General features: G+C 60.8%; 22 protein-coding genes. 8 read left to right on the top strand and 14 right to left on the bottom strand.

Going from position 1 to position 21,492, the window contains the following annotated elements:
* Nucleotides 1-114 precede the first annotated feature (114 nt).
* Together AADW23_RS09630 and AADW23_RS09625 are read left to right on the top strand one after the other, a co-directional pair.
* Nucleotides 115-630 (top strand): nitroreductase family protein, encoded by a 516-nt coding sequence (locus AADW23_RS09630; RefSeq protein ID WP_341860727.1) that lies wholly within the window; start codon nucleotides 115-117, stop codon nucleotides 628-630.
* Entirely contained in the window at nucleotides 627-1,340 is a 714-nt protein-coding gene (locus AADW23_RS09625; protein ID WP_341860726.1) for an EI24 domain-containing protein, read from the top strand. The genes AADW23_RS09630 and AADW23_RS09625 overlap by 4 nt, the downstream gene beginning before the upstream one ends.
* On the opposite strand, the gene AADW23_RS09620 is transcribed toward AADW23_RS09625, so the two are convergent.
* Complete coding sequence (locus AADW23_RS09620; protein ID WP_341860725.1) at nucleotides 1,303-1,590, bottom strand: DUF1467 family protein; 288 nt, start codon at nucleotides 1,588-1,590, stop codon at nucleotides 1,303-1,305. The genes AADW23_RS09625 and AADW23_RS09620 overlap by 38 nt on opposite strands.
* Nucleotides 1,590-1,994, bottom strand: a complete 405-nt coding sequence (gene mce / locus AADW23_RS09615; RefSeq protein ID WP_341860724.1) for a methylmalonyl-CoA epimerase — start codon at nucleotides 1,992-1,994, stop codon at nucleotides 1,590-1,592. The genes AADW23_RS09620 and mce overlap by 1 nt, the downstream gene beginning before the upstream one ends.
* Before the next feature lie 165 nt (nucleotides 1,995-2,159).
* Here mce and AADW23_RS09610 point away from each other — a divergent pair, with 165 nt between their 5' ends.
* Nucleotides 2,160-2,867: a response regulator gene (locus AADW23_RS09610; protein WP_341860723.1), complete on the top strand. Its 708-nt coding sequence runs from the start codon at nucleotides 2,160-2,162 to the stop codon at nucleotides 2,865-2,867.
* On the opposite strand, the gene aspS is transcribed toward AADW23_RS09610, so the two are convergent.
* From aspS to AADW23_RS09595, 3 genes are all read right to left on the bottom strand, one after another.
* Entirely contained in the window at nucleotides 2,864-4,639 is a 1,776-nt protein-coding gene (aspS, locus tag AADW23_RS09605) for an aspartate--tRNA ligase (protein WP_341864312.1), read from the bottom strand. The two genes, AADW23_RS09610 and aspS, sit on opposite strands and share 4 nt — an antisense overlap.
* Nucleotides 4,640-4,814: 175 nt before the next feature.
* Nucleotides 4,815-5,621, bottom strand: coding sequence for a VCBS repeat-containing protein (locus tag AADW23_RS09600; RefSeq protein ID WP_341860722.1), 807 nt, complete (start codon nucleotides 5,619-5,621; stop codon nucleotides 4,815-4,817).
* Nucleotides 5,622-5,666: 45 nt separating this feature from the next.
* Nucleotides 5,667-5,990, bottom strand: coding sequence for a 2Fe-2S iron-sulfur cluster-binding protein (locus AADW23_RS09595; protein WP_341860721.1), 324 nt, complete (start codon nucleotides 5,988-5,990; stop codon nucleotides 5,667-5,669).
* A 111-nt stretch (nucleotides 5,991-6,101) separates the two neighbouring features.
* Here AADW23_RS09595 and AADW23_RS09590 point away from each other — a divergent pair, with 111 nt between their 5' ends.
* The gene (locus tag AADW23_RS09590; protein ID WP_341860720.1) at nucleotides 6,102-6,482 is read left to right on the top strand and encodes an OB-fold nucleic acid binding domain-containing protein; all 381 of its coding nucleotides are present in this window, start codon (nucleotides 6,102-6,104) and stop codon (nucleotides 6,480-6,482) included.
* A 65-nt stretch (nucleotides 6,483-6,547) separates the two neighbouring features.
* Nucleotides 6,548-7,117, top strand: a complete 570-nt coding sequence (locus AADW23_RS09585) for a peptidoglycan-binding domain-containing protein (RefSeq protein ID WP_341860719.1) — start codon at nucleotides 6,548-6,550, stop codon at nucleotides 7,115-7,117.
* Nucleotides 7,118-7,208: 91 nt separating this feature from the next.
* On the opposite strand, the gene AADW23_RS09580 is transcribed toward AADW23_RS09585, so the two are convergent.
* From AADW23_RS09580 to AADW23_RS09550, 7 genes are all read right to left on the bottom strand, one after another.
* On the bottom strand, nucleotides 7,209-8,606 hold the full coding sequence (locus AADW23_RS09580; protein ID WP_341864311.1) for a Do family serine endopeptidase: 1,398 nt from the start codon (nucleotides 8,604-8,606) through the stop codon (nucleotides 7,209-7,211).
* A 384-nt stretch (nucleotides 8,607-8,990) separates the two neighbouring features.
* Nucleotides 8,991-9,185, bottom strand: coding sequence for a DUF2065 domain-containing protein (locus tag AADW23_RS09575; RefSeq protein WP_341860718.1), 195 nt, complete (start codon nucleotides 9,183-9,185; stop codon nucleotides 8,991-8,993).
* Between the two features lie 7 nt (nucleotides 9,186-9,192).
* Nucleotides 9,193-10,095 carry a protease modulator HflC gene (locus tag AADW23_RS09570; RefSeq protein WP_341860717.1) on the bottom strand — a complete coding sequence of 301 codons (903 nt, stop codon included), beginning with the start codon at nucleotides 10,093-10,095 and terminating at the stop codon, nucleotides 9,193-9,195.
* Between the two features lies 1 nt (nucleotide 10,096).
* Nucleotides 10,097-11,278: an FtsH protease activity modulator HflK gene (gene hflK / locus AADW23_RS09565; protein ID WP_341860716.1), complete on the bottom strand. Its 1,182-nt coding sequence runs from the start codon at nucleotides 11,276-11,278 to the stop codon at nucleotides 10,097-10,099.
* Between the two features lie 102 nt (nucleotides 11,279-11,380).
* On the bottom strand, nucleotides 11,381-12,736 hold the full coding sequence (gene gorA / locus AADW23_RS09560; protein WP_341860715.1) for a glutathione-disulfide reductase: 1,356 nt from the start codon (nucleotides 12,734-12,736) through the stop codon (nucleotides 11,381-11,383).
* Nucleotides 12,737-12,964: 228 nt separating this feature from the next.
* Nucleotides 12,965-13,753 (bottom strand): ribose-5-phosphate isomerase RpiA, encoded by a 789-nt coding sequence (gene rpiA, locus AADW23_RS09555; RefSeq protein WP_341860714.1) that lies wholly within the window; start codon nucleotides 13,751-13,753, stop codon nucleotides 12,965-12,967.
* A gap of 16 nt (nucleotides 13,754-13,769) precedes the next feature.
* A complete protein-coding gene (locus AADW23_RS09550) occupies nucleotides 13,770-14,495 on the bottom strand; it encodes a thiamine diphosphokinase (RefSeq protein WP_341860713.1) in 726 nt (241 codons plus the stop codon).
* 208 nt (nucleotides 14,496-14,703) lie between these two features.
* On the opposite strand from AADW23_RS09550, the gene AADW23_RS09545 reads away from it, so the two are divergent.
* Nucleotides 14,704-17,163, top strand: coding sequence for a hypothetical protein (locus tag AADW23_RS09545; protein ID WP_341860712.1), 2,460 nt, complete (start codon nucleotides 14,704-14,706; stop codon nucleotides 17,161-17,163).
* Between the two features lie 85 nt (nucleotides 17,164-17,248).
* Here the strand turns inward: AADW23_RS09545 and AADW23_RS09540 are convergent, their stop codons facing one another.
* Together AADW23_RS09540 and AADW23_RS09535 are read right to left on the bottom strand one after the other, a co-directional pair.
* Nucleotides 17,249-17,473 carry a DUF2842 domain-containing protein gene (locus tag AADW23_RS09540; RefSeq protein ID WP_341860711.1) on the bottom strand — a complete coding sequence of 75 codons (225 nt, stop codon included), beginning with the start codon at nucleotides 17,471-17,473 and terminating at the stop codon, nucleotides 17,249-17,251.
* Between the two features lie 61 nt (nucleotides 17,474-17,534).
* Nucleotides 17,535-18,830 (bottom strand): adenylosuccinate synthase, encoded by a 1,296-nt coding sequence (locus AADW23_RS09535; protein ID WP_341860710.1) that lies wholly within the window; start codon nucleotides 18,828-18,830, stop codon nucleotides 17,535-17,537.
* A gap of 317 nt (nucleotides 18,831-19,147) precedes the next feature.
* Between AADW23_RS09535 and secG the strand changes: the two genes are divergently transcribed.
* Complete coding sequence (gene secG / locus AADW23_RS09530) at nucleotides 19,148-19,516, top strand: preprotein translocase subunit SecG (protein ID WP_341860709.1); 369 nt, start codon at nucleotides 19,148-19,150, stop codon at nucleotides 19,514-19,516.
* A gap of 183 nt (nucleotides 19,517-19,699) precedes the next feature.
* A complete protein-coding gene (locus tag AADW23_RS09525; RefSeq protein WP_341860708.1) occupies nucleotides 19,700-21,343 on the top strand; it encodes a CTP synthase in 1,644 nt (547 codons plus the stop codon).
* Nucleotides 21,344-21,492 lie beyond the last annotated feature (149 nt).

Below are 21,492 nucleotides of genomic sequence, written 5' to 3'. Positions count from 1 at the left end.
GATCTTCCCGCCACCACCCCCGAAATGCAGTGCATGTCCAAGACCTCGCGCCCCCTTGCATCAAACCCTGAAGCCCTGGAATTCCTGTTGTCGCGTCGCTCCCGGCCGCCGCGGATGATGGGCGATCGGGCCCCGGATCATGGGACGCTGAAGACCCTTCTCACCGCCGCGTGCCGCGTGCCCGATCACGGCAAGCTGGAGCCATGGCGCTTCATCGTGCTGAGGGCCGAGGCTTGCCAACGCCTTGCGGATCTGTCGCAAACCCGTGGCGAGGCCTTGGGCATTGATCCAAAACGGCTTGCCAAGGATGTCACCGGTTTTCGCGAGAGCCCGATGATTGTGGCCGTCATTTCCAGCCCCAAACCGCATCCGATTGTGCCCGAGGCGGAGCAATATGCCTCTGCCGCCGCGTGCTGCCTGTCCCTCCTGAACGCCGCCCTGGCGGCGGGATGGGGCGCCGTCTGGCTGACGGGGTGGCGCGCCACGGATCGGCCGTTTCTGACGCAGGGCTTACACCTTTTCCCCCATGAAACCGTTGCGGGCTACATCCACATTGCCAATGAGGTGCGCGTGCCACCCGACCGCCCTCGCCCCAACACAGACGCGCTCACCACTTGGGTAGACACATGATCTTAGACGCTTTTTTCAAATCCCTCCGGCAGTTGACCGATAGCCGCTTCATCGGCGTGCTGGCCCTTGGCATAGGCCTGACCGTCGGCCTGCTGGTGGCGTTTTACGGGGCCTTTGCCCTGTTCATCGGATGGATGCTGCCGGACAGCTTCTCGCTGCCGTGGATTGGCGAAATCACATGGGTGGATGATGCGTTAACGATCGCGGGCATCCCTTTGATGTTGGTGTTATCGATCTTTCTGATGGTGCCGGTCGCCTCGGCCTTCATGGGCATTTTTCTGGAGCGCGTGGCCAGCGCGGTAGAAGACAGACACTACAAGGGCCTGCCCCCCTCGCGCGGCCTGTCGATTGGTGAAGCCCTTGTAGATGTTGCGAAATTTTTGGGGGTTCTGACGCTGGTGAACCTTGTGGCGCTGATCCTCTACCTGATCTTCGCCCCTCTGGCCCCGATCCTGTTTTGGGTTGTGAATGGCGTATTGTTGGGGCGGGAATACGGGCAAATGGTTGCCTTGCGCCGCGAAACCGCAGCGGGCGCTGCGGCGTTTCGAAAGCGCAACCGGCCAACATTGTTCGCCGCAGGCGTCTTGATGGCGGTGCCGTTGACGATTCCGGTGGTGAACTTGCTGGTCCCGATCCTTGGGGCCGCCACGTTCACGCACCTTTACCACATGCTTAACGCGGCGCCGACGACCCCATCCCGAAGCGGGTAAAGAGGTCGACATCTTCCAGCGAAATCAGCTGGAAGATGATGATCGACGCGATGACGGCCCAGATGCCCGCGGCGACGATGGACGTCCAGATCACACGCTTTTTCATTTGCGCATCGGCGGGGGCGGACCCGTGAGTTCCAGCCACCCGTTCGCCCGCCTCATCTTGGCTGGTGACACGCACCTGAAGCGAGATCAGCAGCGTCATGAACCAGATAACGGCGTATAGAACGATCCCGGTAACGACCCCCATCAGACCTGCTCCAACTCGACCAAAGTGCCGGTGAAATCTTTTGGATGTAGGAACAGAACCGGTTTCCCATGGGCACCGATCTTTGGCTCCCCACTGCTCAAGACGCGGGCGCCATCGGCCTTCAACTTATCTCGCGCAGCTAGGATATCTTCAACCTCATAACAGATGTGATGGATGCCTCCAGCCGGATTTTTTTCCAAAAACGAACTAATGGGTGAGTTATCCCCAAGGGGGTAGAGAAGCTCTATCTTGGTGTTGGGCAGGGTGATGAAGATCACGGTAACACCGTGGTCCGGCTCGTCCTGGGGCGGGCCAACGTCGGCCCCGAGGGTGTTACGGTAGAGCGCAGCCGCAGCGTCGAGGTCAGGCACGGCGATGGCAACGTGGTTAAGGCGTCCGATCATAGGGAAATCCGATCATGTAATGTCTCAACGGATATGGCGCGACGGGTCCACCAAGGCAAGATCAGGCGATGTCGCATCAGGGTCCGCGTTTACCGATCATAAACCTTAAGTGTGTCAAACAGGGAGGGCGCGAAAGGAATCGCGTTCTCACAATGGAAAACAGCGATGGATGACAGATTGACGGAGTTTGATCTTCGCCCCCAGCCCACGGCAGAACGCCCTCTTCTGGGCATCACGATCCTGGTGGTTGAAGACAGCCGCTATGCATCTGAGGCGATAAGACTGATGAGTTTACGTTCCGGCGCCCGTTTGCGACGGGCCGATTGTCTGGCATCGGCAGAGCGGCATTTGAACGTCTATTCCCCCACGGTCGCCATCGTGGACCTTGGGCTGCCCGATGGCTCGGGTCTGGATCTGATCAAATCCATGGCGGAGACGAAACCCCGCGTGCAGGTCATCCTGGGCACCTCCGGCGCAGAGAGAGAGGCATCTGAAGCCGCCGTTCTGGCATGCGGTGCCGATGGGTTCATTGCCAAGCCCGTCTCCACCGTCGCCGCTTATCAGGCCGCGATCCTCGCCCACCTGCCGGACGCACAGCGCCCCACAGGCCCGCGTGAGGCCAATATCGTCAGTGTTGATCCCGACCCCCTCGCCTTACGCGAAGATCTTAGCCACGCCATGGACCTTCTGGCATTGGACAGACCACCCGTCAGTTACCTGAGACGCTTTCTGATCGGTCTGGCGCGCGCCGTGAAGGACAACTCGCTGGAGGCGCACGCCCACGACATGTCAGAGACGCTCGGCGCCCCAGACCGCGCGGCTCTGCGCGCGATCTTGTCGGGGCGTATTCAAGCCGTGGCAGGCGCGGTTTAGTCCTGCGGGATAACGCGCAGGCCAAGCTCCATCAATTGATCCGGCATCGGATCAGACGGCGCGTTCATCATCAGATCCTCGGCCCTTTGGTTCATGGGGAACAGGATCACCTCACGGATATTCGCGGTATCCGCCAGAAGCATCACAATCCGGTCGATCCCTGCCGCACAACCACCGTGGGGCGGAGCGCCGTATTGGAAGGCGTTTACCATGCCGCCAAAGCGCTTTCGCACCTCGTCCGCGCCGTATCCTGCCAGTTCAAAGGCTTTGAACATGATCTCGGGCTGGTGGTTACGGATGGCACCGGAAACGAGCTCGTACCCGTTGCAGGCAAGGTCATATTGATAGCCGAGCACTGTCAGAGGGTCACCGTTCAGCGCCTCTAGCCCGCCTTGCGGCATGGAGAAGGGGTTGTGGGAAAAGTCGATCTTGCCGGTTTCTTCATCGGCCTCGTACATGGGGAAATCCACGATCCAAGCGAAGGCAAAACGGTTCTGTTCAGTCAGGCCGAGTTCATCACCGATCACCGTGCGCGCACGTCCTGCAACGGCCTCGAACTGAGACGGTTTGCCGGCGAGGAAGAACGCCGCATCGCCCACACCGAGGTCAAGCTGCTGGCGGATCGCTTCGGTCCGCTCCGGCCCTATGTTCTTGGCCAACGGGCCGGCGGCTTCCATCCCCTCGCCCTGATCGCGCCAGAAGATGTAGCCCATTCCAGGCAGCCCCTGCTCCTGCGCAAACTTGTTCATCCGGTCGCAGAACTTGCGAGATCCGCCCTTGGGCGCGGGAATGGCGCGAACCTGAGTGCCTTCCTGCTCTAGCAGTTTGGCGAAGATGGCAAAGCCGGAGCCCGCGAAATGCTCGGACACGACCTGCATCTTGATCGGGTTACGCAGGTCGGGCTTGTCGGTGCCGTACCACAACGCGCTGTCGGCGTAGCTGATGAGCGGCCAATCCTGATCGACGGAAGCGCCCTCTCCAAATTCTTCGAACACGCCACGAAGAACCGGTTCGATCGTGTCAAAGACATCTTGCTGCTCCACGAAGCTCATTTCCAGGTCGAGCTGGTAGAAGTCAGTGGGTGAGCGGTCAGCGCGCGGGTCTTCATCGCGGAAGCAGGGCGCAATCTGGAAGTATTTGTCGAAGCCCGAGACCATCAGCAGCTGTTTGAATTGCTGAGGCGCTTGCGGCAGCGCGTAGAATTTGCCGGGGTGCTGACGGGACGGCACGAGGAAATCGCGCGCGCCTTCCGGAGAGGAGGCCGTGATGATCGGCGTCTGAAACTCGCGGAAATCCTTTTCCCACATCCGTTTGCGGATGCTCGACACGACGTCGGAGCGCAGCATCATGTTGTTTTGCATCTTCTCCCGACGCAGGTCGAGGTAGCGGTACTTCAGGCGCGTTTCCTCGGGGTATTCCTGATCACCGAACACCTGCAAGGGCAACTCGGCCGCGGCGCCCAGAACTTCGAGATCGCGGATATAGACCTCGATCTCGCCGGTCGGCAGTTTCTCGTTCACCAGCTCTGGAGCACGGGCCTTCACGACGCCGTCGATGCGAATGCAGTACTCGGCGCGCAGCTTTTCCACCTCCGAAAATACCGGGCTATCGGGATCGCAGAGGATCTGCGTGATGCCGTAGTGGTCGCGAAGGTCGATGAAGATCACGCCGCCATGGTCACGGCGGCGATGCACCCAACCCGAAAGGCGGATCGTCTCGCCAACATTGGCGGCTGTCAGGGCGGCACAGGAATGGCTGCGATAGGCGTGCATCGGGAGGTCTCCGGCGGTGATAAGCATGGTGTGGTGTGCGGGACGGATAGACAGGGCAAGCCTCGTTAAGTCAAGGGTCGGAAGTGTGAGCGGCGGGGTTGGTACGCTATTTCCGAGGGAGGTTTGGGTCGAGGGGGGGAGGATTGAGTTGTATTGGCCAAGATGAAGGGGGAGGTCATTGGGAACAAGAAAGGGCAGCGGTCATGGCGGAGGGGGAGAAGGGGCCAATTGCGCGAGATGTGAGGGCGCCGGAGGAGAGGCGCGTGGCGATCAGGAGGGTCCAGTCGGCGTTGGCTGTGATCATTTCGGGCGCACCGTTGCAGGTGCGAATACCACCGGAGATGAAGTCTTGCCCGATGCGGTGGTTGGTCAGGCCCGGGAGTGAGGCGACCTCTTGAAGGAGCCCGGCAGCTGAGGCGTGGTCGGGCAAGTAGCGCCAGACGCGAAGGGTTCGAGCGAGGTGGGGACGGTCGATATAGGCGATTTCTGTTCTGCCATCGCCGTCCAAATCCGCGATACCTATGGGAGACAACCAGCGGTTGGGGCGCCCGATGAAGGGTGTCGCGGAGAGCAGATCAAGGCCCACGCCGTCATCAGAGAAGCGGTAGACCGCGAGTTGGGCGCCGAGGCGTTGGTGGCTTTGTACGACAATGATTTCGGGCGTGCCGTCGCCGTCCATATCGGCGAGCCGAGGGGTGGTATCCTCGAACACCAAGTCGGGGGGCAAGGAGATCGATTGATCGCCACAGGGTGTTTGGGCCGTTGTGGCGTAAGCGTGGAGTCGCGTGGCCTCGATGGTGTCGCCAAGTACGCCATGGGTATAGCGCGTCGTGGGCCCGTCATACCAAGCGAGGCTACCGTCTAAGTAGGGCGCGCTAAGGGTATCGGGCATTTGCGTCGCCACATGGGGCGGTACGGTGCATCCAAGCGCCACGCCTGACCACGCCAGCCCCAGACACAGGCCCATCCACGCGCCGCGCATGCGCCCTCTCCTGCTCGAAGGTGGCAGACGCGGCGCCATGGGCGCTTAGATCTGCTTTTCGGGCATTTGTACGACCAGACCGTCCAATTCATCGGTCACTTTCAGCTGGCAGGTCAGACGAGACCGGGCTGTGTCCGGCTCATGGGCGAATTCCAGCATGTCTTCTTCCATCGGGTCGATGGCGGGAAGTTTCTCGACCCAGGCGGGGTCCACATAGACGTGGCAGGTGGAGCAGGCGCAGGCGCCGCCGCAATCGGCCTCGATCCCGGGAATGGAATTGTCACGCGCGCCTTCCATGACGGTCATGCCGGTGGCGACTTCGACCTCATGTTTGGTTCCGTTGTGTTCGATGTAAGTGATCTTGGCCATGGTCCGTCCCTGAATTTCGGTTCTTCAACTAGGTAATACGCCCGCCTCCGCCTTTCCAGCACGAAAGCGCCCCCTTGTGTTCATACCTGTATGTTCTATTTTTGTTCCCATATGGAACCCGTCTCTCACGCCCCCACTTGGCCACGTCCGCCCTCGTGCCTGCCACACCACCTGCTGCACCTTCCGCCTGAAGGGGCGCGGATCGCGGTGGCGGGGCTTGTGTTGGTACGCCAACGCCCCGGCACGGCGAAGGGGGTTATTTTCATCACGCTGGAGGATGAGTTCGGCGTCTGCAACGTTGTCGTTTGGCAGAAACTGTTCCAGAAATATCGTCGCGCGGTGATTTCGGGGCGTCTGTTGCGGGTGACCGGGCGCATTCAACGCGACTCGGACGTGACCCATGTGGTGGCCGAGCATGTGGAGGATATCTCGCCCCTGTTGGATGAGCTGCTGACCCAACATCAGCCATCTCCCGCTGCCCCCCAGCCGTAACGCTTTCCCGAGGCCGCGTTTTCCGCTACCATAGGGCAAAATAAATCAGGACGTTGAGCAGTCCCATGCACAAATCACTTCTTCTGGCCGCTGTAACCGGCGTCTTTGGCCTTGCCGCGTGTCAATCGACCGCGCCTGAGGGCGAGAGCTTTACCTCGGTGATTGCGCCCTCCACCAACTCCGGTTCTGGCGGGGTGCAGGTGTCACGAGGGGTTGGACCACCGAACGCCGATCCCCAAAGCTGCTATGGCCGAGAGATCGAGCCCGCAGTGATTGAAACCGTGACCGAGCAGATCATGGTTGAACCCGAGCAATTGGATCGAGACGGCAATGTTCGCCGTCCCGCCGTCTTCGTGACCGCGACTGAGCAGCGTATTGTCGAAGACCGGACCGAGACGTGGTTTGAGACCCCCTGCGCGATGGAGGGTAACGTCGAGTATATCGCCAACCTGCAACGGGCGCTGAGCGCACGAGGACACTTCGCAGGGGCTGCCAGCGGCGTGATGGACCGCGCCACCGTCGACGCGATCCGGGCCTATCAGCAGCCCCAAGGGCTCGACAGCGGCGTGCTGTCATTGGCCGCGGCCCGCCAACTGGGCCTATCGGTCTGGGACCCTGAGCTCGCCCAAAACTAAGGCAAGCGCACTCTATTGAAAGCAAAAAAGCCCCCGGCAGGAGATACACTGCCGGGGGCTTTCGTTTGCGAGACCGAAGATCAGCCTAGGGTCAGTCCTTGATGCTCAACGCCATGAACCGAGGGTTCCCATCGCGGCGGATCAGCAGCAAGATCGTTTCCTGCCCCGCCGCGTCGGCTGCTTCGATACGCTGCTGGAAATCGGCCACCGTGGTGACGGGCGCTTGCGTGACTTCGGTGATGATATCGCCCACCTGAAGGCCCATTTCAGCGGCGTCCGAGACCGGATCGAGCTGCGTGATAACCAGACCACCGGCCACATTGGCCGCGTTCAACTCGGCCCGCATGGCATCGGTCAGGGGCGTCAGGGTCATACCAAGCACAACGGCAGGCGGGGCCGTTTCGGGCGTTTCGCCATCGGCATCCGGTGTGGCGCTGGCCTCTGCGGTTTCACGGCGCCCCAAGGTGATCCGCAGGGTTTCGGTGCCGCCATCGCGGAACACCATCATGCGGACCGTTTCGCCCACAGTGCTGTCGCCGACGACCCGCACCAAACCACGGGTGTCCTCAACCTCATTGCCATCGAACGACAAGATCACATCGCCGACTTCAACGCCGCCTTCCAGAGCCGGACCGTCGGGTACATCCGTGACCATGGCGCCACGGGCTTCATCAAGGCCCAGGGCCTCGGCCATTTCGGGGGTCACGTCTTGTATACGCACGCCCAACCAGCCGCGACGGGTTTCCCCGAATTCGCGCAGTTGATCCACGACGTTCACCACGACATCCGAAGACATCGCAAAGCCGATCCCGATAGAGCCACCGGTGGGCGACAGAATGGCCGTGTTCACGCCGATTACCTCACCCTCCAGATTAAACAGGGGACCACCGGAGTTACCTTGGTTAATCGCCGCGTCGGTCTGGATGAAATCATCGTAGGTGCCCGAAAGTGAGCGTCCAAACGCCGAGACCACCCCGACCGAGACAGAGAACCCCTGCCCCAAAGGATTGCCCATAACCATCACCCAGTCACCCACACGATGATCCGAGGCGACGCCAAACGGCACGAAGGGAAGCGGTTCATCGCTTTGCACACGCAACAGCGCGATATCGGTGTTCGGGTCTGTGCCGACCAGTTCCGCCGGCAATTCAACGCCGTTGCGGAATTCGATCATGATCTCATCCGCGCCTTCAATGACGTGGTTGTTTGTAACGAGAAATCCATCTTCCGAGATCACAAACCCTGACCCGAGCGCTTGGCTGCGGCGCGGGGCGGGACCATTGCCGCCGCCATTGGGACCAAGGAAGTCGTTGAAAAAATCCTCCAGCGGCGAACCTTCCGGCACCACCGGCGCGGGGCCGCCGGTGCGCCCTGCCACGACCGAGGACGTCGTGATGTTCACCACCGCGTCGCCGACTTGATCCACCAAATCCGCGAAACCGGGCAAGCCCGCGTTCTGCGCCCGCGCCGGCAACGCCGAAAGCGCCACGGCAAAAGCCACCAGAAGGGCAAGCAAGGCGCCGACAGCGAAGCGGGCTTCATGGGTTTTTGGGGGAGCCGCGGCAATAGCGCGGGCCCTTACCTGGGGGCGGTCTTGTGGCCGCGCATAAGGACGGTTGCGGTTCTGTTGTTGGGGGGAAAGGGAGAGTCTTGAATGGGTCGTCACGGTAAAAGGCCTCCTGCAAAACCGTCGGACAGGCACCTCTGTCCTGTTATTATAATTTGGGTTCTTCTGCGTGGTTTCAAGTTCGGGTTTCCCAACCCTTGCCTCGCGGATCGTCACATGGACGTGAATATCGTCCCTGGCCGCAAGATTTGCACGGCGATACGCGCAAACCAACGCCTATTTCAGGCGCGAAGGCAGAAACCCGCCCTAAAGCAAGCTCACCGCCCAAGAGGTTAACACTGCCCCCGCCGCCACAGCACACAGGCCGATCAGGCGCCGTGTCTCGGGCGAGATCGCCTGCATGGCGCGCAGAAGGTCTTCCAAACGCGAAGGGGCCAGTGCGAACACCAGCCCCTCAATCACGAGGACCATGCCAAGGCCCATCAATATCGCCAGCCCCATGGGCCGGTTACTCTGCCGCTGGCGTCAAAGAGTTGCCGCCGCCAAGGGCCGAGCCATCGAAGTATTCGAAAAACTCGCTGTCGGGGCTGATGACGAAGCTGGTGTTGTCGCCCAAGGCCCGCTCATACGCGGTGAGCGACCGGGTGAAGTCGAAGAACTCCGTATCTTGGCCAAAGGCTTCGGCGAAGATGCGGGTCCGCTCGGCGTCTGCCTCACCACGGGTGATCTCGGCCTCCCGGGTGGCGTCTGAAACCAGCTCTACCACCGTCCGATCTGCGGTCGCGCGGATACGCTGCGCGGCCTCTTCACCACGGGCGATCTCATCTGCGGCTTCACGCTCCCGCTCGGCCCGCATACGGGCGAAGGTCGCGTCAAGGTTCTGGGCCGGGAGGTTGGTTTGCTTCAGCCGTACGTCCAGGATTTCCACCCCGAGCGAGGCCGCACGGGCCCGTGCCTGACGTGTGATCTGCTGCATCAAACCGGCCCGCTCTTCCGACAAGATCGTGTTGGAGGTGACACCATCCGCACCAAGAACCGCCCGAATACGGTCGTTCAGGATGTCTTCGATAAGATCGTCCGCGCGGCGAATACCGCCCGAGCCGACACGTTCGTTAAACACACGCGTGTCGGTGATCCGGTAGCGCGCGAAAGCGTCCACAACCAGACGACGGTCATCGGACGGTGTGACTTCCGTAGCCGCCGTATCGAGCGACAGGATACGGTCCTCGTAATAGATCACCTCTTGAATGATCGGCACGCGGAAGTTCAGGCCTGGCTCGTCAATGACCTGACGGATTTGACCGAACTGAAGCACCAATGCACGTTCGCGTTCATCCACCACGAAGATCGCAGATGACAGAAGGCCGAAGACGACAACCACGGCAGGGATAAGATAAGTAATACGGCGCATCTTAGTTCGAGCCCCCTGTTGTAGAATTGCCCGACGGGCTACGCAGTTCGTTCAGCGGCAGGTAAGGCACTACACCCGATCCACCGGTTTCGCTGTCGATAATCACCAAATCCGTATCGCCAAGCACACGCTCCAACGTTTCCAGATACAGGCGACGGCGGGTCACTTCCGGCGCCACTTCGTATTCCTGAAGAATGGCAAGGAAACGGCTCGCTTCACCCAAGGCTTCGTTCACCACGCGGGCGCGGTAACCTTCGGCCTCTTCCAGCACCTGCGCGGCTTCACCACGGGCACCGGCGGTCACGCGGTTGGAATAGGCATCCGCCGTACGCTCAAGACGATCGCGCTCCTGCTCGGCGGCTTGCACCTCGCGGAAAGCGTCGATCACCTCTACCGGCGGGTCGGCCCGGTCAAGGTTGATACGAATGATGTTCACGCCGGATTCGTAGCTGTCCATCGTCGTCTGGATCAGGGCAAGCGCCTGATCACCGATCAACTGACGATCCCGGTTCAGGATCGGGGCCAGCTCGGACTGAGCAATGATCTCCCGCATGGCGGATTCAGCCACGGCGCGGATTGTTGCCTCGGGGTCGCGCAGGTTGAACAGGTAGTCAGCTGCATTGTTGATGTTCCACACAACGTCAAAGTCGATATCGACGATGTTTTCGTCCGTGGTCAGCATCAGGCCAGTGTCCGACGCGCCTGACCGGTTGTTGCCAATCGCTTCTGTGCGCTCTTGCTCGGTACCGAGCACTTCCGCCGTGAACAAAGGCCATGGCGCCAAGTGAGGGCCGTCGCCCGTGATGCGGTATTCAGAGCCAAGGAACAGCTCCACCCCCTGCTCGCCCGGTTGAACCGAATAGAAAGAGGCGTAGAGCCAAGCCAAGGCCGCAACCAAGATGCCGCCGATCCACAAGACACGCGGGCTGACTGGATCGCCGCCACCCTGGCCGCCCCCATTGCCCGTGCCGCCACCGCGACCGCCCATCAGAACGCGTAGTTGCTCTTGCCCCTTGCGCATGATGTCGTCGAGTTCGGGGATGTTCTGCCCCTCGCCGCCGCCGGGACGTCGTGGCCCGTTGCCGTTGCCATTCCCGCCAGAGCCAGTGCCGCGATTGCCGCCGCCGCCACTGCCACCATTGTTACTGCCGCCACCCCAAGGTCCGCCGCTGTTGCCCGCCATGTGTCTCTTACCCCTCACAAAGGTCGCGTTGTTACCGCCCAATATGGGGCGAAAAATTCGGATTGCACCTAGAAACCCGCAGAATCGGCTTCGGCGCGTCGTTTAAGACGTCCGGATTGGGTCTCGCATCGTCACAATCTCTTCCGACATCGTGGGATGGACTGCAACCGTCCGATCGAAATCCTCTTTCGTAGCGCCCATCTTCACGGCGATCCCGGCCAGTTGGATCATCTCTCCGGCGGCGGGGGCCACAATGTGACAGCCCAGGATTTTTCGGGACTCCTTGCTGACGATCAATTTCATCATGACCCGCAACGGCTTGCCCGCGAACGCCGTCTGCATCGGGCGGAACGACGTGCAATAGACCTCAATCGGCTCCTGTTCTCTTGCGGCTTCCTCGGTCATACCAATGGAGCCATATTCCGGCGTGGTGAACACGGCCGAAGGGATCAACTCGTGGTCCACGGGCGTTGGATTGCCGTTAAAGACCGTTTCCACAAAGGCCATACCTTCGCGGATCGCCACCGGCGTCAGGTTCACCCGATCGGTGACGTCGCCAATGGCATAGATGGAGGGCACCGCCGTCTGGCTGTATTCATCCACAATGACCTGACCGCCACGGCCCAGCTCTACGCCGACCTCCTCCAAACCAAGCCCATCGGTATTGGGCGCGCGTCCCGTCGCAAAAAGGACCTTGTCAAAGGTCTCCTCATGACCGGCGGTCGATCGCACGGCAATCTTGCCACCATCCTCGGACATCTCAAGAATGTTGGTGCCCAGATGCATATCAATGCCCTGCTCTATCATCATCTCGGAAATCAGCCCGCGGGCTTCCTCGTCAAAACCCCGCAGGATCTGAGCACCCCGATAATACTGCGTCACCTCCACGCCCAAACCCGCCATGATGCAGGCGAACTCGCACGCGATGTAGCCTCCGCCAATCACCAACAGGCGCTCGGGCAGCGCTTCAAGATCAAACAGGTCGTCCGACACAATGCCGAGATCCGCGTTAGGCATGTCAGGCCGTGTAGGCCGCCCTCCGGTGGCGACAAGGATGTGCTTGGCCGTCTTCTCTTCGCCCCTGACCCGCACCGAATGCGCGCCTGAAACCGTCGCACGGCTGTCGAAGACTTCCACTCCGGAATTGACCAACAATTTGCCGTAGACGCCTTCCAGACGGGTTAATTCCTCATGCAAATGCCCTTGGAAAACAGGCCACTGAAACACGCCATCTTCAACGTCCCAGCCATAAGCCCGTGCCTCGGAAAATCCTTCGCGGTAGCTCGATGCAAATACCATCAGCTTTTTTGGCACACAGCCCCGAATGACACAGGTGCCGCCCAACCGGCTTTCCTCGGCCAGCGCCACTTTCGCGCCGCCTGCCGCTGCGACCCTCGCCGCCCTCACGCCGCCCGAGCCGCCACCGATCACAAACAGGTCGTAGTCAAATTCGGACATGGCACGGGTTCCTCTCGGCAAAACAAGTCGCGCGCAGGTATTTCACACCGCCCGCCCCAAGACCAGTAGCCCGCCCGCCGCACCCGCGCACGCCTGCGTGAGGCCCGGCACCCCACATTCACCTTGGCCGTACAACTCCGGGGGGCCAGGGGGGCAGCGCCCCCCATCTGACCGATGCTACAGGCACAGCCACCAAAGCTCTTCCCCATTGCTCCCGCGGCAAACCGCCTAGTCGCGGATATCGACGAACAGATTGTCGGTATCAATCACATCCACACGCTCATGTTCGATCGTGCCATTGTTGATGTCGCGCACCTCCACGGTGCCGTCGGAATTGCCGATCACCAGCACGTCGCAGATATCAAGGAACAGCCCATTCTCCACCACGCCGGGGATCTGGTTGAGAACAAGGCTCAACTGCGCCGGCTGCGCAATGCGCCGCAAATGCAGGTCGAGGATGAAATTACCCTCATCGCTGCGGAACGGCTCCGTGCCCGACAGCCGTAAAGAGGCCGACCGCCCCAATACGTCCAGATTAGACAGCATTTCCTCGATCAACGCCTTCGTCGTCTGCCACCCGAACGGGATGATCTCCACCGGCAGGGGGAACGCCCCTAGTGTGTCAACTTGCTTGGTGGGGTCGGCGATGACGATCATCTGGTCGCTGGCTGTCGCCACGACCTTCTCGTGCAACAACGCGCCGCCGCCGCCTTTGATCAGGTTGAGGTTCGGATCATACTCATCCGTTCCGTCAATGGTCAGGTCCAGCCAGCGCACCTCATCCAACGTCTTGATCGTCACGCCCACCTCTCGGGCCAGATCCGCCGTCCGGGTCGAGGTCGCCACCCCGGTGATCATCATGCCCTCTTCGCGCACCAATTCTCCCAGACAGCGCACCATCCATGCAGCGGTAGAGCCGGTCCCCAGACCCACGCGCATTCCGTCTTCTACATATTCAACCGCGCGACGCGCGGCCACGTATTTGGCTTTATCAATGGGGGAAAGCTCGGCCGTCATGGGCGGGTCTCTTTTCTTAAGGGCAGCAGTTGGCCCATGTCTTAACGGACCCTTCCGGTTGTAGCGAGTGCAAATCCGCCTCACGCATGCCCGTCACCAGCGCGTCCAAAGCCTCTTTCGGCAAGATCAGCAACGCCCCCGGTGCGTCGCTGGTCAGCACAACGGGCGCCCCTGCTCCGATCTCTGCCACTTCATTGGAGGTCCCGATTTTGTGCATCGGGTGCAGCGCCAGCGCTTCAAACGACCATCGCAACCCCGCCATTCCCACCGTGACTGGCCCCATCGGGAACACCGAAACCCGCATCCCAACCGGCAAGTTCAAGGCGATACATGCGGGCAGATGCACCGTCACGTCCTCGTCTCCGACCAACACCACAAGGCGATTGGCGTAGCGTAGCAAGACGTGGAGGGCCGCCAACTCGTGATCCTGTCGCCCCCCAGTAAAGCCAATCGCATAGACCAAGGGTGCCTCAGACAGGCGCAGGGCCTTGTCGAAATCGGTGCTCTCCTGTTCGGACACTTCAAAAATGCGATCCTCGGGTATCGCCGCCCTTCCCGCCTCGGACAGCGAATCCATATCACCTATCACGGCATCGGGAATCACGCCGAATCCCAGCAGCGCGTCCGCGCCACCATCGGCCGCCACAAAAACCTTGGCGCGATCCTGCACAAGGTTGAACACATCCGCCGCCAAGTCGCCGCCGCCGACGAGAACAACGGAATCTTTATATTTCAATGACATGTAAATGCTCTCCTTTGGAGGCTCGGCACAATGACGCCATGATCTGGGGCAATCTCCCCAGAAAGGTCAAATTCGCGTCGCTTTTTACTGGAAACAGTTTGTTACACCTTTTGAGGCGATGATAATTTCGGGGTCGACCCGGAGAAAGTTGAATTCCGGTGTCTATCTTGACGAACAAAGTGGGCCGGACGAGCAGAGTGGCAGAGCAATGAGTGACGAAAACAAGATCCTAACGGTCTCCTACGGCACGTTTTCCTGTACCCTAGAGGGATTTGACCGCCCTTTCGAGGCGATGAAAGCAATCGCGGAATATTTCCGCGACCTCGCAGCGGAAGATCGCTATTTCGGGGCCGAGCCCCCCACGCCGGACGCCGACACCCTGCACCGCATCACCGAGGCTGCGATCGAGCGCCGGGTTGAGGCGCGCGTGCTGGAATCCGGCATGATCATGCGCCCCGAAGGCGCACCCGCAGAAGACACCCCCGCTTTCACGAGCGCCGGTCTGGACGCTGGCTTGGACATTGAAGACGCCATTGAAAGCGTTACGCCGGAAGCGGAAGACACGCCTCTGGTCGCTGACGCCGCCGACACGGAAGAAGACGCCGCAACAGAATTGACCGAAGAACCCGTTGAAGATGACGCGGCCGAGCAAGACGCCATAGAAGACGCGGCCGCCGCGGAGGAGGAGGTCGTAGAAGCCGCTCCTGAAGGTGAGGCGGAAGACGAAGCGGAAACAGCCGCGGTCGAAGCGAACGAGGCCGAAGACACCATCGCTGGGGTCGCCGCCCTCATGGCCGCCGACGGTGATAAGGCCGACGAAGCCGCAGACGCCGAAGCAAACGCAGACGCCGACGCAGCAGATGTCGACGAACCGCCTGCTGGCGACGACACAATTCTTGAACCCGAGAGCACCGAAGAAGACGGTGTGGCCGGTGCCGACACGTTGATCGCCGTTGCTGCCGCTTTGGCTGCCGGTGGTGGCGCGATGGCTCTCGAGGACGATGACGAAACGGAAACCGACCTTGGCGACCTGAGTGCCGACGTCGATGACATCGACGATGACGACATCGATTCGATCTTTGCGAACGAGCCGGAAACTGACGACGCCTTCGACGGGGCCTCTGTTGCCGCGCGTCTGGCCCGTATTCGCCGCGCCTCTCTGGCGGAAAACGGCGACCGTCCGGTGACGATCCAACCCGATGACGAACTGATCTCGGCCGGCGGCGACAACGCCGCGCCCGAACCTGTGATGGAAACCGACGACCACACCGCCGTCGCCGCGCTGGTGGCCGCGTTCAACTCGGACGTCGCCACAACGGAAGCGGAGACCGAGACTGACAACGAAGACACCGCCTTGGCTGACGGCCCCGCCGATGTCGCCGAGGATGACCTGGACGACACGACAGGGCCGGCCGGTGACGCCGAAGTGGCTGAACAGGCTGAAGAAGAGCCTGAATACGATACTATCGTGCCCCAGTCCGAAGGCGATATGGAACGTCTGTTCACAGCGACCGAAGGCCGCCTGACCACCGACGAGACCACCCGCCGCCGTGCGAATATCGAGCATTTGAAGGCCGCCGTTGCTGCCCGCGTGGCAGACACGCAACTGGCGGCAGAAGGCGCATCCTCCGCCGACTACGCCGGGGAGCAGGACTCTGCCGCAGAATACCGCGACGATCTTGCCCGCGTCATGCGCCCCCGTCGGGTCCGCGTAGACGTGACGCGCCGTCGCGTCGCCGAAGATTCGCGCCCCACACCGCTTGTGCTGGTGTCCGAGCAGCGTGTGGACGCCGATGCAGGCCAGGCAGGTAGCGACACGACAACCATCATGCCGCGCCGCGTCGCCCCGGAAATGGTCGATACCGCAACGACCTTGCGTCCGACCTCTTCCGCCGCAATCGCGGAAGAAGCCGCGCCCTTGGTTCTGGATACCCCCCTCGCCGAGGAGGCCGCAGAACTGGAAGCCACCGAAGTAGAAACAGCAGAGGTAGAAGCGCCCGTGTTTGAAACAATCGAAGCTGAGAACGTCGACGTAGAAGCCATCGAACAGGCCCGCACGGCACCGCGCAAGATGGCCGCATCGCTGGCCAATTTGGCGCAACGCGCCGGGCAGATCGCCGTGGGCCTGAACCGCCCTGCTCCGGTCGCCGTTGAGGAAGAAGAAACCTCCGCTGATGCTGAAAACCCGGAGGTTGAAGCGAACGTTGCAGAAATCACGCCTGATCTGGAGCCAGCGGTTGAAGCCACCCCTGAGACGCATGCTGCGGTCGACGTCGTGGAAGCCCCCGCGGCCGAGGCAGAAGACAGCGACCCAATTGCCGCCCTGGAAGCTCAACTGGCCCGTGAGATCGACGAAGAGGTTGCGACCGCTCCCTCGGCGGCCCCCGCGGCCGAGGATGATGTAGATCACTTCGCACGCTTCGCTGAAATGCTGGACGAATCGACGGCGACCGAGATCGAAGAAGTTATTGAAATGGGTGCAGAATACCTTACCGAGGAAGCCGGGATGGTGGAATTCAAGCGCATGCAATTGTTGCGCCTGGTCCGGATCGCGACCGATGGCTCGATCTCTCGCGGGGAAGCCATCGCGGCCGTTGATAAGCTGACCGAGGACAAAGTGCTCGAAGCCCTTGGCGGCAACCAATACCGGATGCACCGCGGTCTTTGATCCGCACCGGAAGTCTTCACGGCAAAGGGCGCTCCAAACGGGCGCCCTTTTTTGCGTTCATGAGCGTCGGGCCGTGGCGTGCCCCTTATTCCTCTGGCGCGTCCGGGTCCGCCTTGCCGACCCCCAGGAACACCGCCTTCAACGGGAAGGCCCACGCCATGCTAAATACCAGACAAATGATCAACTGAAGCCAAATATTCCAGCCTTCCAAAAGGCTTAGAATGTACCAGACCGCCGCGATGTAGACCGGCAGGCCGACCAAAAGGATGAAGAGAGACCACCGCTTTCGTGCCTTGTAGCTTAATGCCATAACGGCCTCCTTTGATCGAGAGGGTGCGCCGTAACGACCCCTCTCTAATTTGCGAATCGCTTCAGTCGGCGAAGGGATCGGTTACAAGGATCGTATCCTCACGCTCAGGCGAGGTGGACAAAAGAGCGACGGGGCATTGGATCAATTCCTCCACCCGGCGCACGTATTTGATGGCTTCAGCGGGCAAATCCGCCCAAGATCGCGCGCCCTCGGTGCTGGCGGACCAACCGGGCATTTCCTCGTAGATCGGCGTGCAACGGGCCTGTTGTTCGGCGGCGGTGGGCAGGTAATCCAACCGCTCTCCGTCCAATTCATAGCCGACGCAAATTTTCAGGGTTTCAAAGCCGTCTAGCACGTCCAATTTCGTTAACGAGATCCCCGTGACCCCCGATGTGGCGCAGGTCTGGCGCACCAAAGCGGCGTCGAACCACCCGCAACGGCGCTTGCGGCCAGTGACGGTGCCAAATTCATGGCCCCGCTCGCCCAGACGCTGACCGTCGTCGTCGTCCAACTCAGTCGGGAATGGGCCTTCGCCTACACGGGTGGTGTAGGCCTTCACGATACCCAAGACGTAGTCGATCGCGTTGGGACCAAGTCCCACGCCCGTCGCGGCCTGCCCCGCAATCACGTTAGAGGATGTCACGAAGGGATAGGTGCCGAAATCAATGTCCAGAAGGGCGCCTTGCGCCCCTTCGAACAAGATGCGCTTCCCCGATTTCCGCTTTTCGTTCAACACCTTCCAGACCGGTGCTGCGTATTGTAAAATCTGCGGCGCGATTTCCGAAAGCGCCTCAATCAGCGCGTCACGGTCGATCGCCTCGATGCCAAGCCCCCGACGCAACGGGTTATGATGTTGCAGGGCGCGATCAACGCGCGCCTCTAGCGTGGCACGGTCCGCAAGGTCCGCCACCCGGACCGAGCGACGGCCCACTTTATCTTCATAGGCCGGGCCGATGCCCCGCCCCGTTGTCCCGATCTTGGTGCCAGAAGAAGCCGCCTCTTCGCGCGCCCGGTCCAATTCGCCGTGAATAGGCAGGATCAGCGGCGTGTTTTCCGCGATCATCAACGTCTCTGGCGTGATCTCCACACCTTGGGCGCGAATGCTTTCGATTTCCTTAACCAGGTGCCAAGGATCCAGGACGACACCGTTGCCGATCACCGAAAGCTTGCCACCGCGCACGACGCCCGAGGGCAGCGCGTTCAGTTTGTAAACCTTGCCGTCAATGACCAGCGTATGGCCCGCGTTGTGCCCCCCCTGGAACCGCGCGATGACATCGGCGCGTTCGCTGAGCCAGTCAACGATCTTGCCCTTGCCCTCGTCACCCCATTGAGCGCCGACAACTACAACATTGGCCATGTGCTTCCCCTCAGGTAGTTTGCAAAACCCGCAAGCGGCATAGCGGGCGGCGCAGGAGGAGGAAACCTAATTCCGCACCCGCGGCCCCTTTTCCGTGCCTCACGCACACAATATCACCGAGATCATTCATCATTCGTTAAGTAATATGCGGGAAAAGTGAGTTTGATTGCGTCGAATGGCTGCATGTGGGACGCTAAGAAGTGAACGAGAAAATAGGAATCATGCCTCTGTCTGTGTGGGACGCCCTTGCGGCCCCCTGTCGCATCTCATATGTGAGGCGCGGACCAGAGAATTGGTCGCTGGGATAAGGCCTGAACATGGAAAACGTCATCCTCGTCATTCACTTGATCTTGGCAATCTGCCTGATCGGTGTCGTGTTGTTGCAACGCTCTGAAGGCGGTGGCCTTGGTATGGGCGGCGGCGGCGGTGGCGGCGGCGTTATGACAGGTCGCCAAGCGGCGACCGCATTGGGCAAGTTGACATGGTTCTTCGCCATCGCGTTTCTGGTGACGTCCATCACCCTGACGATTATCGCGGCGCAGAATTCCTCGACATCGTCGGTGCTTGACGGTTTGGGCGGTTTGCCCCCGGTCGAAGGCGACGCAGACAGCGCATTGCCGCCGATCGAGTCGATGCTGCCACCCGTTGGCACGGACGGCCCGGCCCTTCCGCCCGTATCCGAGTAAACTCTCTCCCCTCCTCCCCACTCGATTTCGCGTGGGGATTGGGGTTTTCCACATGATATTGCGTCGCAACGTGGGTCCGTGCTTGTGCGCGCGACCCGAATCCGGGTACTCTCAAATCCCGTGACAATAACTTTGATGGGCAGGCAACATGGCCGCGCCATCCGCACGGGGGACTAAACAGGCATGGCGCGATTTATTTTCATCACCGGGGGTGTGGTCTCTTCGCTTGGCAAGGGATTGGCTTCGGCGGCTTTGGGTGCCTTGTTGCAGGCGCGCGGCTTCTCGGTGCGGTTGCGCAAGCTGGACCCCTACCTGAACGTGGACCCGGGCACGATGTCGCCGTTCGAGCATGGCGAAGTCTTTGTGACAGACGATGGCGCGGAAACGGACCTCGACCTGGGCCACTACGAACGCTTTACCGGCGTGCCGGCCAGCAAGACGGATTCGATCTCGTCCGGGCGAATCTACACCAACGTTCTCGAAAAAGAGCGGCGCGGCGATTATCTGGGCAAGACGATTCAGGTGATCCCCCACGTAACCAATGAAATCAAAGACTTCATCTCCATTGGCGAAGACGACGTTGATTTCATGCTCTGCGAAATCGGCGGCACAGTCGGCGATATTGAAGGGCTGCCTTTCTTTGAGGCGATCCGCCAGTTCAGCCAGGACAAGGCGCGCGGCCAGTGTATTTTCATGCACCTGACGCTGCTGCCGTTCATCAAGGCATCGGGTGAGTTGAAGACGAAGCCGACGCAGCACTCCGTCAAGGAATTGCGCTCTATCGGGCTCGCACCGGACATTCTGGTGTGCCGGTCCGAGGGGCCGATCCCCGAAAAAGAGCGTGAAAAGCTGGCGCTGTTCTGTAACGTCCGCCCTGATTCCGTGATCGCCGCGCAGGACCTGTCGTCCATCTACACCGCGCCACTTGCCTACCACCGCGAGGGGCTGGATCAGGCCGTTCTGGACGCGTTCGGCATTAGCCCCGCCCCCAAACCAGACCTCAGCACGTGGGAAGACGTGGCCGACCGGATTAACAATCCTGAAGGTGAAGTTAAGGTCGCAATTGTCGGTAAATACACGCAGTTGGAAGACGCCTATAAATCCATCGCCGAAGCGCTGACCCACGGCGGCATGGCGAACCGGGTGAAGGTTCGGGTTGAATGGGTCGATGCCGAGATTTTTGAGCGCGAGGACGTCGCGCCGCATCTCGATGGCTTCCACGCAATACTCGTTCCCGGCGGCTTCGGAGAGCGCGGAACTGAGGGTAAGATCAAGGCCGCAGAATTCGCCCGCACCCGGAAAATTCCCTACCTTGGGATTTGCCTTGGCATGCAAATGGCGGTGATCGAGGCCGCTCGCAACCTGGCGAACATGGGCGATGCCGGCTCGGAAGAATTCGACCATGAGGCCGGAAAGAAGCGTTTCACGCCAGTGGTTTACCACCTGAAGGAATGGGTGCAGGGCAACCACAAGGTTGAACGCAAGGTGGGCGATGACAAGGGCGGCACCATGCGCCTTGGCGCCTATGATGCGGTGCTGACCGAAGGTTCCCGCGTAGCCGAGGCTTATGGGACAACGGCGATCGAAGAGCGCCACCGCCACCGCTATGAGGTGGATACAAAATACCGCGAAGCGCTGGAGGAAAAGGGCATGATTTTTTCTGGCATGTCCCCTGACGGCGCCCTGCCCGAGATCGTCGAAGTGAAGGATCATCCTTGGTATATTGGCGTGCAGTTCCACCCGGAACTGAAGTCCAAACCCTTCGCCCCTCACCCGCTTTTCCGCGACTTCGTGCGCGCCGCAAAGGACAACTCGCGCCTCGTTTAAGGACGCTGCGTTAACGATGTCTCAACCTGTGGCGGGCACACTGGGATGAATGTGCCACATATGCGCCGAATTGGACGGATGGGGCTGGTGGCCTCCCTTTTCAGGCAGAGGGCTTGCCGTTATATAAAAGAAACCGGTGGAATCGAGCA

The organism is Gymnodinialimonas sp. 57CJ19, assembly GCF_038396845.1.
GTDB lineage: Bacteria > Pseudomonadota > Alphaproteobacteria > Rhodobacterales > Rhodobacteraceae > Gymnodinialimonas.
The sequence above is the reverse complement of the archived record's forward strand: the minus strand, read 5'-3'. Positions and strand labels throughout refer to the sequence as shown.